The 15,413-nt window shown below is 73.0% G+C and carries 16 protein-coding genes; 4 read left to right on the top strand and 12 right to left on the bottom strand.

All coding sequences use genetic code 11. The annotated features are described in order from the left end of the window. Positions 1–124: 124 nt before the first annotated feature. Positions 125–883 (bottom strand): LOG family protein, encoded by a 759-nt coding sequence (locus tag ABD236_RS10555; RefSeq protein ID WP_344072809.1) that lies wholly within the window; start codon positions 881–883, stop codon positions 125–127. A gap of 78 nt (positions 884–961) precedes the next feature. Next, positions 962–2,041, bottom strand: coding sequence for a succinyl-diaminopimelate desuccinylase (gene dapE / locus ABD236_RS10550; RefSeq protein ID WP_344072807.1), 1,080 nt, complete (start codon positions 2,039–2,041; stop codon positions 962–964). An 87-nt stretch (positions 2,042–2,128) separates the two neighbouring features. On the opposite strand from dapE, the gene ABD236_RS10545 reads away from it, so the two are divergent. Both ABD236_RS10545 and ABD236_RS10540 read left to right on the top strand, forming a co-directional pair. Continuing rightward, complete coding sequence (locus ABD236_RS10545; RefSeq protein ID WP_425543851.1) at positions 2,129–3,115, top strand: VldE C-terminal domain-containing protein; 987 nt, start codon at positions 2,129–2,131, stop codon at positions 3,113–3,115. Positions 3,116–3,404: 289 nt separating this feature from the next. Beyond that, the gene (locus ABD236_RS10540; RefSeq protein WP_344072802.1) at positions 3,405–3,854 is read left to right on the top strand and encodes an ATP-binding protein; all 450 of its coding nucleotides are present in this window, start codon (positions 3,405–3,407) and stop codon (positions 3,852–3,854) included. Positions 3,855–3,991: 137 nt separating this feature from the next. On the opposite strand, the gene ABD236_RS10535 is transcribed toward ABD236_RS10540, so the two are convergent. Both ABD236_RS10535 and fdxA read right to left on the bottom strand, forming a co-directional pair. Next, entirely contained in the window at positions 3,992–5,089 is a 1,098-nt protein-coding gene (locus tag ABD236_RS10535) for a bifunctional succinyldiaminopimelate transaminase/glutamate-prephenate aminotransferase (protein ID WP_344072800.1), read from the bottom strand. 103 nt (positions 5,090–5,192) lie between these two features. Continuing rightward, positions 5,193–5,528 carry a ferredoxin gene (gene fdxA, locus ABD236_RS10530; protein ID WP_067163693.1) on the bottom strand — a complete coding sequence of 112 codons (336 nt, stop codon included), beginning with the start codon at positions 5,526–5,528 and terminating at the stop codon, positions 5,193–5,195. Positions 5,529–5,669: 141 nt separating this feature from the next. Here fdxA and ABD236_RS10525 point away from each other — a divergent pair, with 141 nt between their 5' ends. Together ABD236_RS10525 and ABD236_RS10520 are read left to right on the top strand one after the other, a co-directional pair. After that, complete coding sequence (locus ABD236_RS10525; RefSeq protein WP_344072796.1) at positions 5,670–6,668, top strand: GNAT family N-acetyltransferase; 999 nt, start codon at positions 5,670–5,672, stop codon at positions 6,666–6,668. Positions 6,669–6,710: 42 nt separating this feature from the next. Continuing rightward, a complete protein-coding gene (locus tag ABD236_RS10520) occupies positions 6,711–7,550 on the top strand; it encodes a transglutaminase-like domain-containing protein (protein ID WP_344072793.1) in 840 nt (279 codons plus the stop codon). 13 nt (positions 7,551–7,563) lie between these two features. Here the strand turns inward: ABD236_RS10520 and ABD236_RS10515 are convergent, their stop codons facing one another. The 8 genes from ABD236_RS10515 to ABD236_RS10480 form a co-directional block, all read right to left on the bottom strand. Next, positions 7,564–8,169: a response regulator gene (locus ABD236_RS10515; RefSeq protein ID WP_344072791.1), complete on the bottom strand. Its 606-nt coding sequence runs from the start codon at positions 8,167–8,169 to the stop codon at positions 7,564–7,566. Between the two features lie 190 nt (positions 8,170–8,359). Continuing rightward, on the bottom strand, positions 8,360–9,517 hold the full coding sequence (locus ABD236_RS10510; RefSeq protein ID WP_425543852.1) for a sensor histidine kinase: 1,158 nt from the start codon (positions 9,515–9,517) through the stop codon (positions 8,360–8,362). 5 nt (positions 9,518–9,522) lie between these two features. Beyond that, positions 9,523–10,281 (bottom strand): ABC transporter permease, encoded by a 759-nt coding sequence (locus ABD236_RS10505; RefSeq protein ID WP_344072789.1) that lies wholly within the window; start codon positions 10,279–10,281, stop codon positions 9,523–9,525. After that, a complete protein-coding gene (locus tag ABD236_RS10500; RefSeq protein WP_344072787.1) occupies positions 10,275–11,201 on the bottom strand; it encodes an ABC transporter ATP-binding protein in 927 nt (308 codons plus the stop codon). The genes ABD236_RS10505 and ABD236_RS10500 overlap by 7 nt, the downstream gene beginning before the upstream one ends. A 182-nt stretch (positions 11,202–11,383) precedes the next feature. Then, entirely contained in the window at positions 11,384–13,540 is a 2,157-nt protein-coding gene (locus ABD236_RS10495; protein ID WP_344072784.1) for a peptidoglycan binding domain-containing protein, read from the bottom strand. Positions 13,541–13,705: 165 nt separating this feature from the next. Further along, entirely contained in the window at positions 13,706–14,128 is a 423-nt protein-coding gene (locus tag ABD236_RS10490) for a DUF6113 family protein (RefSeq protein WP_344072782.1), read from the bottom strand. Then, entirely contained in the window at positions 14,128–15,015 is an 888-nt protein-coding gene (gene mshB / locus ABD236_RS10485) for an N-acetyl-1-D-myo-inositol-2-amino-2-deoxy-alpha-D-glucopyranoside deacetylase (RefSeq protein WP_344072780.1), read from the bottom strand. The genes ABD236_RS10490 and mshB overlap by 1 nt, the downstream gene beginning before the upstream one ends. A 76-nt stretch (positions 15,016–15,091) precedes the next feature. Next, positions 15,092–15,286, bottom strand: coding sequence for an SH2 domain-containing protein (locus ABD236_RS10480; RefSeq protein ID WP_101389912.1), 195 nt, complete (start codon positions 15,284–15,286; stop codon positions 15,092–15,094). Positions 15,287–15,413 lie beyond the last annotated feature (127 nt).

The raw sequence follows: 15,413 nt of genomic DNA, 5'->3' as shown, positions 1-15,413 counted from the left end.
TTAGGGGCGCGGGGAACTGCGCGACCAGCCCACCACCGGCCCGCACCCGAAGAACCGAGCCGTCCGGCAAAGGACTTTCGGGAAGGGGCGGGGCGGGGGACGTTCCGGCTGCGGGCCGGCGGGCCTAACGGCCCACCTCCTTCGTCACCAAGGCCACCGCCTCCTCCACGCTGTCCGTGACGTGGAACAGCAGCAGGTCGCTCTCCGAGGCCTTGCCGCCCGCCACCACCGTGTCGCGGAGCCAGTCCACCAGGCCCGCCCAGTACGCCGAGCCGAACAGGACGATCGGGAAGCGGGTCACCTTGCCGGTCTGGACGAGGGTGAGGGCCTCGAAGAGTTCGTCCAGCGTGCCCAGCCCGCCGGGCAGGACGACGAAGCCCTGCGCGTACTTCACGAACATCGTCTTGCGGACGAAGAAGTAGCGGAAGTTGACGCCGATGTCGACGTGCGGGTTGAGCCCCTGCTCGAAGGGGAGCTCGATGCCGAGGCCGACCGACACGCCCCGCGCCTCCCGCGCACCCCGGTTGGCCGCCTCCATCGCCCCCGGCCCGCCGCCGGTGATCACCGCGAAGCCCGCCTCGACCAGCGCCTGGCCGATGCGCACCCCCGCCTCGTACTCCGTCGAGCCCACCGGCGTACGGGCGGAGCCGAAGACGCTGATGGCGCTGGGCAGTTCCGCGAGCGCGCCGAAGCCCTCCACGAACTCGGACTGGATGCGCATCACCCGCCAGGGGTCGGTGTGCACCCACTCCGAGTCGCCCTCGGTGTCCAGGAGCCGCTGGTCGGTGGTGCCGGGCTTGACCTGGTCGCGGCGGCGCAGCACCGGCCCGAGCCGCTGCTCCAGCCGCTGTTCGCCCGGAAACTCTCCCTCGGGATAGGCCATTGCGTGCTCCCTTCCGCTGACTGGGTCATATGACGCGTCCGGTAAGGGTAGGACGACTTACGTTACGAATGACGAAATTCAGGCAGTCAGCCAGGCGTGAAGTCGCCGCTCGCAGTGGGTGATCCGGTCGACCGCCACGTGCTCGTCCCGCTTGTGCGCGTACAGGGCGTCGCCCGGGCCGTAGTTGACGGCGGGCACGCCGAGGGCGCCGAAACGAGAGACGTCGGTCCAGCCGAACTTGGGCTGCGGGGTGCCGCCGACCGCCGCCATGAAGGCCGCGGCGGCCGGGTGCGAGAGCCCGGGCAGGGCGGCGCCCGAGTGGTCGTCGACGGTGAACTCGGTGATGCCGCAGTCCGCGAACACCTCCCGGACGTGGGCCAGCGCCTCCTCGGCGGTGCGGTCCGGGGCGTAGCGGTAGTTGACGGTGACCGCGCACGCGTCGGGGATGACGTTGTTGGCGACACCGCCCTCGATCCGTACCGCGTTCAGGCCCTCGTGGTACTCAAGCCCGTCGATCACCGGCCGGCGCGGCTCGTACGCGGCGAGCCTGGCCAGGATCGGGGCGGCGGCGTGGATGGCGTTGGACCCCATCCAGCTGCGCGCGGAGTGGGCCCGCTCGCCGGCGGTGTGCAGGATGACCCGCAGGGTGCCCTGGCAGCCGCCCTCGACCTGGGCGTCGGAGGGCTCCAGGAGGACCGCGAAGTCGCCCTCGATCCAGTCGGGGTGTGCGTCGGCCACCTGGCCGAGACCGTTGAGGTGGGCGGCGACCTCCTCGTTGTCGTAGAAGACGAAGGTGAGGTCGCGGTTGGGCTCGGGGACGGTCGCCGCGATGCGCAGCTGGACGGCCACGCCGGCCTTCATGTCCGAGGTGCCGCAGCCCCACAGCACGCCGTTCTCGTCGAGGCGGGAGGGCACGTTGCCGGCGATCGGGACGGTGTCGATGTGCCCGGCGAGGACGACGCGCTCGGCACGGCCGAGGTGGGTGCGGGCGACGACGTTGTTGCCGTGGCGGTCCACGGTGAGGTGCGGCAGCGTCCGCAGCGCCGCCTCGATCGCGTCCGCGAGCGGCTTCTCCGTTCCGCTCTCGGACGGGAAGTCGACGAGCCAGGCGGTGAGCGCGGGGCCGTCCAGGGTCAGGTCGAGTGCGGTGTCTGCCATGGCCCCGACCCTAGCGCGCAGGCCCCCAGCAGGGCCGGGGTGTCCACCGGGGCACAGCCGGGGGCAGCTGCCCTGCCCTCCAGTACGGTGGTCCCCGTGTCCCAGCCCGTCACCCCCAACCGACCCGTCAGGCGCGGCCGCCTCTTCCGTTTCGTGGCCGCGGCCGTCGTGCTGCTCGCCGTCGCCGGATACCTGGTGGTGCAGTACGTGAGCGGGGGGCCCGGGGCGCCGAGATGCACGGTGGGGTCCGGGGACGACACCTACCGGCTCAGCCCGGAGCAGGCCGAGAACGCGGCGACGATCTCCGCGGTCGGCACCTCGCGCGGGATGCCGGAGCGGGCGGTGACGATCGCGCTGGCCACCGCGCTCCAGGAGTCGGGCCTGCGCAACATCACGCACGGCGACCGCGACTCGGTCGGCCTCTTCCAGCAGCGGCCCTCACAGGGCTGGGGCACCATCCAGCAGATCATGGACCCGGTCTACTCGGCCGGGAAGTTCTACCAGCGCCTGGCCGAGGTGCCGGGCTACTCGCGGCTGCCGCTGACCGTGGCCGCGCAGCGGGTCCAGCGCAGCGGTTTCCCGCAGGCCTACGCCAAGCACGAGCCGGACGCGGCGCTGCTCACCGCCGCCCTCACCGGCCGCTCTCCCGCCTCGCTGACCTGCACGATCGCCAAGGACGCCCGCCCGGGCGACCCGGCCCGGGTGCGCGCCGAGCTGGCCCGCGCGTTCGGCGCGGGCACCGCCCCGGACAAGAGCGAGGGCCAGGAGGTCACCGTGCCCGTGCGCACCCCCGCGCGGGCCGGCGCCGAGGCCCGGGCCGGCGCCGAGCAGCGCGGCTGGGAGCTGGCCCACTGGGCGGTCGCGCACGCCGCCGCGTTCCGGGTGGAGCAGGTCTCGTACGCCGGGCGCACCTGGCGGGTGGACGGCTCCCGCAAGGGCTGGCACACGGACGACACGGAGGCGGCCGCGAGCGGCGCCACCAGCGCGGACGCGGCCCGCGACACCGACGGGAGCGGGGCCGGCGCACAGGGTTCCGGCGCGCTCGGACAGGTCCGGATCCGGCTCGCCGGATAGCGCGCGACAACCGTTCGGAAGGCCACTCGTGCGGGGCACAGATGGCTTTCGCGTACACCGTTTCGTACACCCACCCCCGCGTCTGCCGGAAGAATCGTCAATTCCCTTGGGAACAAAGGGATCCAGCGGCGTTCAGCGTATTGTCGCCACGGCTCTTTTGCCCGTTTTTATCCGAACCCGATAATGCGACGCATTGCGAACTCTTTACCTGGGCCCTCCGCAACCTCCGCCGCACCCCGAGGAGTTGTCACAGCGTCCGAACGCCGTTCCTCCCGTCTCAAGGAGCATCATGTCCCTCCCCCTGACCCGTCGGATCGCCCGTGCCGCACTGCTCATCGCGGCGGGTGCAGTTCCTGTGGTCGGCGCGGCCGGCGCGGCGAGCGCCGCGGCCCTTCCGGAGACCCCGAACCTGGGCGGCGTCACCGCCCTCGACGGCGCGAACCTCGGCAACACTGTCGACGGCGCCGCGCAGAAGGCCACCGGCCTGGCGGGCGACGCCGGCAGCAAGGCCGTCAAGCAGGCGGTCCCGGCCGCGGGCAAGACCGTCGGCAAGGCGGGGAAGACGGCGACCCCGGCGGCCCAGAAGACGGCGGGCGACGCCGCGGGCAACGCGGGCGACCTCCTCGGCTCCACCGCCAAGTCGGCCAGCCTGGACGGCCTCCCGGTCGGCGGCCAGCTGCCCACCGGCCAGCTGCCCGCCACCGACCAGCTGCCGCTCAAGGGCCTGCCCGTCGGCTGAGCCGCGCGGCCGCCCGGCGCGGCACACGGCCGAAGGGGCCCCGGGATCCTGTCCCCGGGGCCCCTTCTCGCGCCTGCGCTCCCGTGTCCGTGCGCCGCTGGGGGCCGCTGCGGGCCCCGCGGACGTACGGCAGGTGGTTACTGGCCCAGCCGCTTGACGGCCGCCTCGACGCGCTCGTCCGTCGCCGTGAAGGCCACCCGCACGAACCGCTCGCCCGCCGTGCCGTAGAAGTCGCCGGGCGCCACCAGGATGCCCAGCTCGGCGAGGTGGGCCACGGTCTCCCAGCAGCCCTCGTCGCGGGTCGCCCACAGATAGAGGCTGGCCTCGCTGTGCTCGATCCGGAAGCCGTGCTTGACCAGCGCCTCGCGCAGGGCGGCCCGGCGGGCCGCGTAGCGCGCCCGCTGCTCCTGGACGTGGACGTCGTCGCCGAGCGCCGCCACCGTGGCCGCCTGGACGGGCGCGGCCGTCATCATCCCGCCGTGCTTGCGGATCTGGAGCAGCTCGCCCAGGACCGCCTCGTCGCCCGCGAGGAACGCGGCGCGGTAGCCCGCCAGGTTGGACCGCTTGGAGAGCGAGTGGACGGCCACGACGCCCTCGAGAGCACCGCCGCAGACGTCCGGGTGCAGCACCGAGACCGGCTCGGCCTCCCAGCCCAGCTCCAGGTAGCACTCGTCGGAGAAGACGAGGACGCCGTGCTCGCGCGCCCAGGCGACGATCCGGACCAGCTCGTCCTTGGCGAGGACCCGGCCGGTCGGGTTGGAGGGCGAGTTCAGCCAGAGCAGCTTGAGACCGGTGGGGTCGAGCTCCGTGGGGTCGTCGTAGACGACGGGGGTCGCGCCGCAGAGCCGGGCGCCCACCTCGTACGTCGGGTAGGCGAGCCGCGGGTAGGCGACCTTGTCGCCCGGGCCGAGGCCCAGCTGGGTCGGCAGCCAGGCCACCAGCTCCTTGGACCCGACGACCGGCAGGACGTTGCGGTGGCCGACGCCGACCGCGCCGAGCCGGCGCCCGACCCAGCCGGTGAGCGCGTCGCGCAGCTCCGTGGTGCCCCACACCGTCGGATAGCCGGGCGAGTCCGCGGCCGCGATCAGCGCTTTGCGGATCAGCTCCGGGACCGGGTCGACCGGGGTGCCCACGGACAGGTCCACGATCCCGTCCGGGTGGGCCGCGGCCGTCGCCTTGTACGGCTCCAGCTTGTCCCAGGGGAAGACGGGCAGGCGTGCGGAGACTGCGCCCACGGAGGTGCTCACTTTCTCGTACCGGTTTCCGTAACGATGAAACGCCTCGGTCCCGTAGGGCGGTGGGCGCCGTACGGGACCGGAGGGACACACGGGGTCGGTGTCAGTGCTCGCTGTCGGCGTTGATGTCGGCGGGCAGCGCGGCGATGAAGGGGTGGTCGCGCTCGATCAGACCGAGCTTGGAGGCGCCACCGGGCGAACCGAGCTCGTCGAAGAACTCGACGTTCGCCTTGTAGTAGTCCTTCCACTCCTCCGGGGTGTCGTCCTCGTAGAAGATGGCCTCGACCGGGCAGACCGGCTCACAGGCACCGCAGTCGACACATTCGTCCGGGTGGATGTAGAGGGACCGCTTGCCCTCATAGATGCAGTCGACCGGGCACTCTTCGATGCATGCCTTGTCCTTAAGGTCGACACAAGGCTCCGCAATGACGTAGGTCACGCTGTCGTTCCTCCTCGATAGGGCGCGGCGGGCCGGTCTGCGGCTCCGTCCACGTGGCGCGCGGGAGCGCGGCGTCGTCGATGCCCACACCTAGTATCTCCGTTCCGGGGCGCGATCCGAACAGGAGGGGCGAAGAGAGCTGTGGAGTTCACCACCGGCGGACGGCTGGTCGTCAGAATCACGCCTGAAGATCAGGGCAAACGCGTATCAGTCAGACACCTGGCAGTGTCCGGGGAGCGGGGCGAGAAGTTCACCGACACGGTCGGCGTTCTCACATCATGGGATGCCGGAGTGCTGTCGATCGTACGGCGGAGCGGGGAGACGGTCCGGGTCCCGGAACGCGAGATGGTCGCGGGCAAGGTGATCCCTGCCGAGCCCGCACGGCGGCGCGGCCCGGCCGCCACCTTCCGGCAGTTGGCGCTGGTCAGCGCACGTGCCTGGCAGCCGGTGGAGAGCGAGGAGCTGGGCGGCTGGACGCTGCGGGCGGCCGGTGGATTCACCCGCCGGGCCAATTCGGTGCTGCCGCTGGGCGACCCCGGGATGCCGCTGGAGGAGGCACTGGCGTACGCGAAGGCCTGGTACACGGCCCGCGGTCTTCCCACGTACGTACAGACGTCCACCGGCGCCGAGGGCACCCAGGAGAGCCTGTGTGTCGATCTTGAAAAGTTTGGGTGGGTTCGCGAGGTAAGCGCCCAACTGCGGATCGCCGCACTTGCCCCGATCGGGGACCTGGACGCGGACGTCTCACGGGTTGAGCTGTCGCGTTCCGTCGGCTCCGGCTGGCTCGGCCGCTACCAGCGCACGGGCACGCCCGGACCCCATGTGCGCACGGTACTGGAGAGCGGCCCCTCCACCTGGTTCGCGACGGTGGCCGGCGAGGAGGGCGCGCCGCCCGCGGCGATCGGCCGGTGCGTGGTCGACGGCCGCTGGGCCGGGTTCATGGCGGTCGAGGTGGACCCGGGCCGGCGCCGCCGGGGGCTCGCCACCGCCGTCATGACCGCGCTGGCCCGCCAGGCCCTCGCGGAGGGGGCGTCGGCGGCATGGCTCCAGGTGGAGGCGGACAATGAAGGGGCCCGGGCCCTCTACGACGCCCAGGGCTTCGCCACCCACCACACCTACCACCACTTCCGGCAGCCCTAGGGCCCGGAACTTCCGATCTCCACGAACGGGTACGAGGCGGTTATGGACCCCGAAAGCCCCGGCGCCGAGGACTGGCGGCGGCAGTTCGCCGAGGAGGCCCGGTCCGAGCGGCCGGATCTGACGACGCTGTGCCTGCTGATCGGCGCGGTCGCCGATCCAGAGCTCGGGCAGGCCGGCCTTGACGCGGCGCAGATGGAGCTCGACCGGCTGGCCGGGCTGCTCCCCTACGGGGTCGCCGGGGGCCGCCCCTGGGCGCTGGCGCTGGCCGAACTGCTCGGGCGCGGCTGTGACTTCCGGGGCAGCCCGGCCGAGTACCAGCGGCTGGAGTCCTCACTGCTGCCGGAGGTGCTGCGGCGCCGCCGCGGCCTGCCGATCCTGCTGTCGGTGGTCTGGATGGAGGTGGCCCGCAGGGCCGGTGCCCCGGTGTACGGGGTGGCGCTGCCCGGCCACTTCGTGGTGGGCCTCGGCCGCCCCGAGGAGCGGGTGCTCGCGGATCCGTTCGACGGGGGGCGGCCGCTGACCGGAGCGGACGCGGAGCTCCTGGTGGCCGGGGCGACCGGCGGCCCGCTCGACCCGTCGATGCTCACCCCGGCCGACCCGCTGGCGATCGTGCTGCGCATCCTCAACAACATCCGCGCCTGGGCGGCGGCCCGCCCGGAGCACAGCGACGTGGCCCTGTGGGCGCTCGACCTCTCCCTGCTGCTGCCCACCCACCCGGCCCGGCTGCGCTACGACCGCGCCCAACTCCTGGTCCAGCGCGGCGACTTCCTGGCCGGCGCGGCGGAACTCGACCTGTACGCGGACGTGCTGGAGCCGGTGGAGCCCCGTACCGCCGAGACGGTCCGGGGGCGGGCCCGGGCGGCGCGGGCGATGCTGAACTGACGCGGCGCAGGCGTCAGAGCCAGCCCTTCTCGCGGGCGATGCCCACGGCCTCCGCCCTGTTGCGGGCCGCCAGCTTCTGGATCGCCATGGAGAGGTAGTTGCGGACCGTGCCCTGGGAGAGGCAGAGGGTGCGGGCGAGTTCGGCGTTGGTGGCGCCGCTCGCCGCCGCGCGCAGCACATCGCGCTCCCGGTCGGTCAGCGGGTTGGCGCCCTCCGCGAGCGCGGCGGCGGCCAGCGTCGGGTCGATCACCCGCTCCCCCGCGAGCACCTTGCGCACCGCGGCCGCGAGCTGGGCCGCCGGGGCGTCCTTCACCAGGAAGGCGTCGGCGCCCGACTCCATCGCGCTGCGCAGATAGCCGGGGCGCCCGAAGGTCGTGAGGATCACGATCTTCAGGTGCGGCAGCTCGCGGTGGAGGGCGGCGGCGGCCTCGATGCCGGTGCAGCCGGGCATCTCGATGTCGAGCAGCGCCACGTCGGGGGCGTGGGCGCGGGCCGCGCCCAGCACCTCGTCGCCCCTGGCCACCTGGGCGACCACTTCGAAGTCCGGCTCCAGGCCGAGCAGGGCGGCGAGCGCTTCGCGGACCATGGACTGGTCTTCGGCCAGGAGGAGGCGGGGCATGGGTCAGATTCTAAGCGGCGGGGGTGAGGGCCCGGTCTTCGTCTGCGGCCCGGTGGTGGGCTGGTCGCGCAGTTCCCCGCGCCCCTGGATGCGCCCCTGCGGGGCGCCCAGGGGATTGCCGCGGAGCGGCATTTTCAGGGGCGCGGGACCTGCGCGACCAGTTGGGGACGGCCCGCGGACGAACCCCGGGCTACAGAAACGGCACCCTCGCCGTCAGCGTGAAGCCCTTGCCCTTGTGGGCCGCGGGCTCCAGCTTGCCGTCCACCTCCGCCAGACGTTCCGCCAGGCCCGTCAGACCGTTGCCCGCCGTCACGGCGGCGTCTCCCCGGCCGTCGTCCGCGACCTTCAGCTCCAGGAAGCGGCCGTCCAGGGTCTGGCACTCCCGCAGGGTGATCTCACAGGAGCGTGCGCCGCTGTGCCGGACCACGTTGGTGACGGCCTCGCGGACCACCCAGGCCAGCGCCTCCCCCGCGCCCGGCGGCAGACCGGGCGGGAGCTCGGCCGTCCGAGGCAGGTCCGCGGCCACGCCCGCCGCCGTCAACGCGGTGCGCGCGCCCGCCAGTTCCCCGTCGAGGGTGGCCCTGCGGTAGCCGGTGACCGCTGCCCGTACGTCCACCAGGGCCTGGCGGCTGACCTGTTCGATGTCGGCGACCTGCTGGGCCGCCTGGTCGGGGTGGTCCGGGAGCATCCGGCCCGCCAGCTCGCTCTTGAGCGTGATCAGGGAGAGCGAGTGGCCGAGCAGGTCGTGCAGGTCGCGGGCGAGGCGCAGCCGCTCCTCGTTGGCCGCCAGCTGGGCGACGGTGGCCCTGGCCTGGCGCAGTTCCACGGTCGTACGGACGAGTTGGCGCACGCCCGTCATGGCGAAGCCGCCGAGCAGCGCCGGGATCGCCAGGGCCGGCACGAAGTCGCCCCAGTCGCCCTCGGTGGTCAGGCCGATCAGGGCCATCACGGCCGTGGTGCCCGGGATGGCCCAGCGCGCCGCCCGCAGCGGGAGCACCGCCCCGCAGCCGACCGACACGTACACGAAGAGGACCAGCCAGGGCGCGTCCAGCGTCAGCGAGGTGACCACCGCGATGCAGGACAGGAAGGCCACCATCGAGGCGACCGTGGCGCGGGCGAAGGGGCGGGCGGTGTGACGGAAGACCAGGGCGAGGTAGACCCCGACGAACGCCGTCAGGGCGAGCCAGCCGAGCGCGGTCGCCCACGCCGTGTGCTCCTCCTTGAGGAGGTCGGACACCGGGGCGCCGAGGAACGCCAGCCAGATGCCGATCCACAGCAGCTTGCGCAGCGCCTCCTGGCGGTCCCGGGGCGGGTGGCCGGGCATCGGGCCTCGGTGGTCTTCCCTCACGCTCGTCACGCCTTCAGGGTGTCCTTCCGGTACAGCCAGGCCGCGCCGCCCGCGAAGAGCAGGAAGTAGGCGACGAGGACGGCCACGTCCTTGGTCTCGGGGGCGTTGCCCGCCTCGATGGCCTGCCCGAGCGCAGCGTACGCGTGGGTGGGCAGCCAGGTGGCGAGGGTGCGCAGCCACGGCGCGAACGTCGTGGTGGGCATCCAGAGGCCGCCCAGGATGGAGAGGCCGAAGTAGATGATCATCGTGATCGGGCGGACCGCGTCACCGCTGGCGAGGTAGCCGATGGCCACGCCCAGCGCGGCGAAGCAGAGCGAGCCCGCCCAGATGGCGCCGGTCAGCGCCAGCCACTGCCAGGCCTGGAACCGTACGTCCTTGACCGTGGCAGCGGTCAGGAAGACCACCACGATGCACGGCAGGGTGACCACCGCGGCGCTGGCTATCTTCGCCAGCACATAGCCCCGGCCGGGCAGCGCGGTCAGCCGCAGCTGGCGCACCCAGCCCTTCTCGCGCTCCTTGGCGATCTTCTCGCTGTTGCCCATCAGCACGGCGGTGATCGCGCCGAACGAGGCCATCGAGACCATGAAGAAGGCGGGGAAGGTCAGATCGGTGTCGCCGATGGTGTCCGTGGTGTTCTGCGAGCCGGAGATCAGCAGATACAGCGCGGACGGGTAGATCACCGAGAAGAACATGAACTTCTTGTTCCGCAGGGTGCGGGCGATTTCCAGCTTGATGAGAGCCCCGGAAAAGAATTGATTCAGCATGCGGTCCTGGCCTCCTCGGCCTCGGTGATGGCGACGAAGGCCTGCTCCAGGCCGAGCCCGGCGACTTCGAGGTTGCGGGGGTAGAGACCGAGCCCGTAGACCGCGTGGACGGTGGCGTCGGCGTCGGTCGACTGGAGGCGGACGGTACGGCCGGAGATGTCCAGGCCCGCCAGGAACGGCAGTTCACGCAGGACCGACTCGTCGATCGCGCCCTCCAGGTCGAAGGCGATCCGGCGGGCACCGGCCTTCGCCTTGATCTCGGCGGCGGTGCCGTCGGCCAGCAGCCGGCCCTTGTGCAGGACCAGGACGCGGTCCGCGATCGCGTCCGCCTCCTCCAGGTAGTGGGTGGCGAACAGGACCGTACGGCCCTGCTGCGCCTGCTCGCGCATGGTCGCCCAGAAGGCCTGGCGGGCCGTGACGTCCATGCCCGTGGTCGGCTCGTCGAGGACGATCAGGTCGTTGGCCCCGGCGGTCGCGAGCGCGAAGCGGACGCGCTGCTCCTGGCCGCCGGAGAGCTTGTTGACCATCCGGTCGGCGATCTGCGCGATGCCCGCCCGGTCCAGGACCTCCTCGACGGGGTGCGGGCGCGGGTGCAGGGCGCAGGCGAGCTTCACCAGCTCGCGGACCTTGACCTCCTCCATCAGACCGCCGCTCTGGAGCATCGCGCCGACCCGGCCGTCCTTGATGGCCTGCTCGGGCGTGGTGCCGAAGAGGCGCACCGCGCCCGCGTCGGCCTTGCGCAGCCCGAGCAGCAGGTCGAGCGTGGACGACTTGCCGGCGCCGTTCGGCCCGAGCAGCGCGACCGTCTCACCGGGGTGCAGCTCCAGGGAGAGGTCCGCGACGGCCCGGACGTCGCCGTAGCTCTTGCTCACGTGCTCGAAGCTCACGACAGAGGCCGAGGACGAGGTGGTTGTGGTCATGCCCCAAGGTTCGCCCGCGGGCCCCGTACGGGGGCAGTGCCGCACGTCGTGACAAGCGGATGACAGATGTCATGCGGACGGCATGACAGGGCAGGTCAGGACAGGTCAGCACGACGGCCCCCGTACGCCGATCGCGTACGGGGGCCGTCGACGGGACGGGACCTGGGGCCTGGGGCCTCGGGTCAGCTCGGGTCGAGGTCGATCGTCACCACGCGCTGCGCCGGGGTCTTGCCGCGCAGCGCGCTCTGCATCGCCTGGGCCACGTCGTCGGACGTCAGCTGGTGCTTCTGCCCGTCGCCCTTGGTGATCATCACGCCGGTGAAGACGTTGCCCATGAGCTGGTCGATCGCCTTCTTGTCGTAGACCTCGACGAGCTTGCCCCCGACCGGCTTCATGGAAAGGATCTTCGGCAGCGACTTCACCGGGCCGAAGTCGATCTTCTTGCCACCGGCCTTGATGGTGATCAGACCGGACATCGCGGGCTTGGCGAACTCGTCCATCGCCCGGTCGATCTCGGCCTGGGTGATGGTCGGCTGGCGCCCGGCGACCGGCAGCCGCACCTCATTCGGCCTGCCGGTCTCGACCTGCGCCCGGTAGGCGTCCTTGACCGCGATCATCGAGCGGTTCACGTCGAGGCTCTTGCCCGCCTTGCCCGGTACGGCCACGGCCTTGCCCGGGACGAACTTGACCGTGCCCTCGACCGCCGAGCCCGAGGCGCCCGCCAGGTCGGTCAGCGCGACCCCCAGCTTCTCCTCGTCGACCGGCATGACCGGCTCGGCCACCCGCTTGCCGCCGAAGAGCGAGGAGATCACGGAGACGGGGTTGTAGTCGCTGCCCGACGCGGCCCGCACGGTCGCCTGGCTGTCCAGGACGAGGCCCGCCTTGTCCGGCGCGAGCGTCTCCTTCTTGCCGTCGACGTTGAGCCGCAGCGGCTGGGAGGCGCGCTTGCCGAGCGTGGCGTCGAGCTTGGCGACGGCCTGCTCCTTGCTGCCGCCGCCGATGTCGACGCCGAGGACCGTGGTGCCCTTGGGGACCTCGGAGTGGTTGAGCAGCAGTCCCGCGCCGTACGCGACGACGCCCGCGCCGACCGCCGCGACCGCGAGCAGGACCAGCTTGGAGCGGCCCTTCTTCTTGGGCGCGGGCGCGCTCGTACGGGCCGGGGCGGGCGGCTCCTCGCTCCGGCCAGGCCCGTCGGACAGCCGCGGGCCCAGGTCCGGGCCCCCGGCCGCGCCGGGCCCGAACGGGGAACGGTTCTCCTCCGGTACGACGGGGATCCCGCTGGTCAGCGTGTCCCCGGAGACATGCGCGGCCGAGGCGGCCGGGTTCGCCCCACCGCTCCCGGCACCCGGCACCGGAGCCGGGGCCTGCGGGGTGAGGATCGCGGTGTCGTCGGACATCCGGGGCACCGGCGGCGCCATCGGCCCGGGCCGCGCGCCCTGGCCGCCCACGACCGGGGTGCCGTGGCTGGGCGTGCCGCCGGGACCGGGCGCGCCCATGGCCGGGGTGCCGTGGCTCGGGGTGCCGGGGCCGGGGTCGCCGCCGAGCCGCTGCTGGCCCTTGCGGGCGCCGAGCGGGCGGCTGGGCAGCGCGGAGGTGCCGGTGACCGGGCCGGTGGTGGGGCCGGCGGGGCCGCCGTTCCCGCCCAGGGCGGCGCGGGCGGAGCCGTTGGCCGAGGCCGGGCCGGGGCGGAAGCCGCCCGCACCGGCCGGGCCGCCGGAGGCGAAGCCGTGGGAGCCGTCGTCGCCGTCCCCGGGACCGGCCGGGTCCGGGGCGAAGCCGTGGCCGTCGGTGCCACCGGACGCGAAACCGCTGCCGTCCGTGCCACCGCCCGGCGCGAAACCGCGCCCGTCCGTGCCCTCGCCCCCCGGCCGCGCGAAGGCGCCCGTGGCCGAGGCGTCGGCGGAACCGTTCTGCGGGGCGTCCGAGAAGTACGGGAGGGCGGAGCGCGGGGTGCCGGACGGCGGGGTGGCGCCGGAGCCGCTCTTGCGGGGCGCGAACCAGTCGCTGGCCGGCTTCTCCTCGGCGCCGGCGGCGGCCGCGGCCTCCTCGGCCTGTGCCGCGGCCCGGTCCCGCTCGCTCTCCGCGGCGGACGCCTTGTCGGCCCCGCTCACCGGCGTTCTCATCACGACCGGCGGGATGGGCCGGGACCCGGGGATGTTGATCCGGATCCGCGTCGTCAGCGTGGTCTCGGTCTTCGGTTCGTCCGGCTCGACGGCGGCGGCCTCCGGGGCGTCGTGCGCCGGAGAGTGCGGCGTTCCGTACGGCGGGGTACCCGACGGGTACGCAGCTCCGCCGCGCCCCTGGGGGCCGGAGGTCGAACTGTCAGTTTCACGACTCAAGGCAGGTTCTCTCCCGATCGGCTCCGCCACCCGCTCTTGTCTCGTGTTCCTGTGTGCGGGCGGCTCGGCGGCGCGCACCACCATACTGGCCGCTGCCGAAAAGCACCGGGCGGCCCGGTGAAGCAGGGCACCACACCCTGTACTGCGCCACCGGAACCGGGCTTGTCACTTCCCAAGTCGGACCGAATCCCCGGGCGGTTGCACGAGGTTGCCGACCGTGGCGCAGATCACAGCCGCGGCCATCCCGCCGAGCAGGAAGACATACGACCCCAGACCCGCGCCGAACACGAAGTCGCCCTCGGGCCGGGTGGCGGTGAGGAACAGCACCGCGACCAGCCAGCCGGCGCCCGAGGCACCGACCCCGGCGCGGCTGCCCGTCAGGGCCGTACCGGTCCAGAAGAGCCCGGCCGCGGCGGCCAGCGAGAGCAGCAACCCGCCGGGGAACCAGGCGGCTTGGACGAGCGCGCCCGCGGCGCCGGTGAGCGCGCCGAGCAGGAACAGGCCCAGGAAGGCGGCGATCCGCCCGGGGCGGGCGCCCGCCGTACGGGAGTTGACGGGCGGATGGGGCGTACGGGACGTAGTGCTCATCACACGTCCAGCCCGGCGAAGAGGTCGTCCTCGCGCTCGCCCGCCGGGGCGCCGGACTCGCCGTCGACCAACTCGTAGTACTCGACGGTGAAGAGCGGCTGGCCCAGGTCGTTGGAGAGCGCGAAGAACGGGCCGTCCACGGCGATCTGGGTGGCGTGCGCGCGCATCGCGGCCGCCTTGGCCCCGGCGTACGCGGTGCCGTCGATCTCGGCGGTGATCCGCTGGTCCTCGACGACGCCCGGGATGTCGGCGACGTCGGCGATGCCGGGGAAGGAGGCGCCGGAGGCCCGCAGCCGGGCGAAACCGGCCTCGGCCGCCGAGCGCGGGACCCGGTTCCAGTACACCTTGGCGACGGTGTGCGGCGCGCCGAGGTCGGCGCGGTAGGCGGGGTCGGCGGCGAGCTCGGCGGCGCGCATCGCCACCCGGTGGGCCTGGATGTGGTCGGGGTGGCCGTAGCCGCCGTCCGGGTCGTAGGTCACCAGGACCTGCGGGCGCACCTCGCGGATCACCTCGACCAGATGCGGGGCCGCGTCGTCGACGTCGGTGTTCCAGAACGCGCCCTCGCGGCGGTTCTGCGCCACGCCCATCATCCCGGAGTCGCGGAAGCGGCCGGGGCCGCCGAGGAAGCGGTGGTCGCCGACCCCCAGCTCCTTCATCGCGGCCGCCAGTTCCAGGATCCGGTGGGCGCCCAGGCGGTCCTCCCGGTCGGCGGCCAGGTGCGCGAGCTCGGCCGGGATGACCTCGCCCTCCTCGCCGAGGGTGCAGGTCACCAGCGTGACCAGGGCGCCTTCGGCGGCGTAGCGGGCCATGGTGGCGCCGTTGTTGATCGACTCGTCGTCGGGGTGGGCGTGCACCAGGAGCAGCCGGCGGGCGGGGAGATCCGTCATACGGGACAGCCTACGAGGCATGCCGCACCCCGGCATGCCTCGCATCCCCCGGCCGTGCCGGGCGGCGGCGCGGCCGTCAGAACTTGATGTCGCTGATCATGCCCGCCACGTTGTTGCTGAGGTCGTTGATGGTGGGCGCCATGGACGAACTGGCGAGGTAGAACCCGAGCAAGGTGCAGACCACCGCGTGTCCGGCCTTCAGTCCGGACTTCCTGACCAGCAGGAAGACGATGATCGCCAGCAGCACCACCGCCGAAATCGAGAGTGCCACGGCGGTTCACCTCCATCTGTCGGTCGGGCAGGGCCGGTCGGTAGGGGCAGAGCAGCGTGCCAGGGGGCATGCAGAGTCATACCCACCCCCCACTATGGATCATAACTATCCGGCGGAACGCATTGAT

This window comes from Streptomyces crystallinus, assembly GCF_039521265.1.
In the GTDB taxonomy this organism is placed as follows: Bacteria; Actinomycetota; Actinomycetes; order Streptomycetales; family Streptomycetaceae; genus Streptomyces; species Streptomyces crystallinus.
The sequence above is the reverse complement of the archived record's forward strand: the minus strand, read 5'-3'. Positions and strand labels throughout refer to the sequence as shown.

Bases quoted from the DNA above. Each gene is read 5' to 3' on its own strand.
- ABD236_RS10520 (WP_344072793.1), top strand. From the start codon at position 6,711: ATGGACCCCGAAAGCCCCGGCGCCGAGGACTGGCGGCGGCAGTTCGCC.
- mshB (WP_344072780.1), bottom strand. From the start codon at position 15,015: ATGACGGATCTCCCCGCCCGCCGGCTGCTCCTGGTGCACGCCCACCCC.
- ABD236_RS10540 (WP_344072802.1), top strand. From the start codon at position 3,405: ATGTCCCTCCCCCTGACCCGTCGGATCGCCCGTGCCGCACTGCTCATC.
- ABD236_RS10490 (WP_344072782.1), bottom strand. From the start codon at position 14,128: ATGAGCACTACGTCCCGTACGCCCCATCCGCCCGTCAACTCCCGTACG.
- ABD236_RS10500 (WP_344072787.1), bottom strand. From the start codon at position 11,201: ATGACCACAACCACCTCGTCCTCGGCCTCTGTCGTGAGCTTCGAGCAC.
- ABD236_RS10505 (WP_344072789.1), bottom strand. From the start codon at position 10,281: ATGCTGAATCAATTCTTTTCCGGGGCTCTCATCAAGCTGGAAATCGCC.
- dapE (WP_344072807.1), bottom strand. From the start codon at position 2,041: ATGGCAGACACCGCACTCGACCTGACCCTGGACGGCCCCGCGCTCACC.
- ABD236_RS10515 (WP_344072791.1), bottom strand. From the start codon at position 8,169: ATGCCCCGCCTCCTCCTGGCCGAAGACCAGTCCATGGTCCGCGAAGCG.
- ABD236_RS10555 (WP_344072809.1), bottom strand. From the start codon at position 883: ATGGCCTATCCCGAGGGAGAGTTTCCGGGCGAACAGCGGCTGGAGCAG.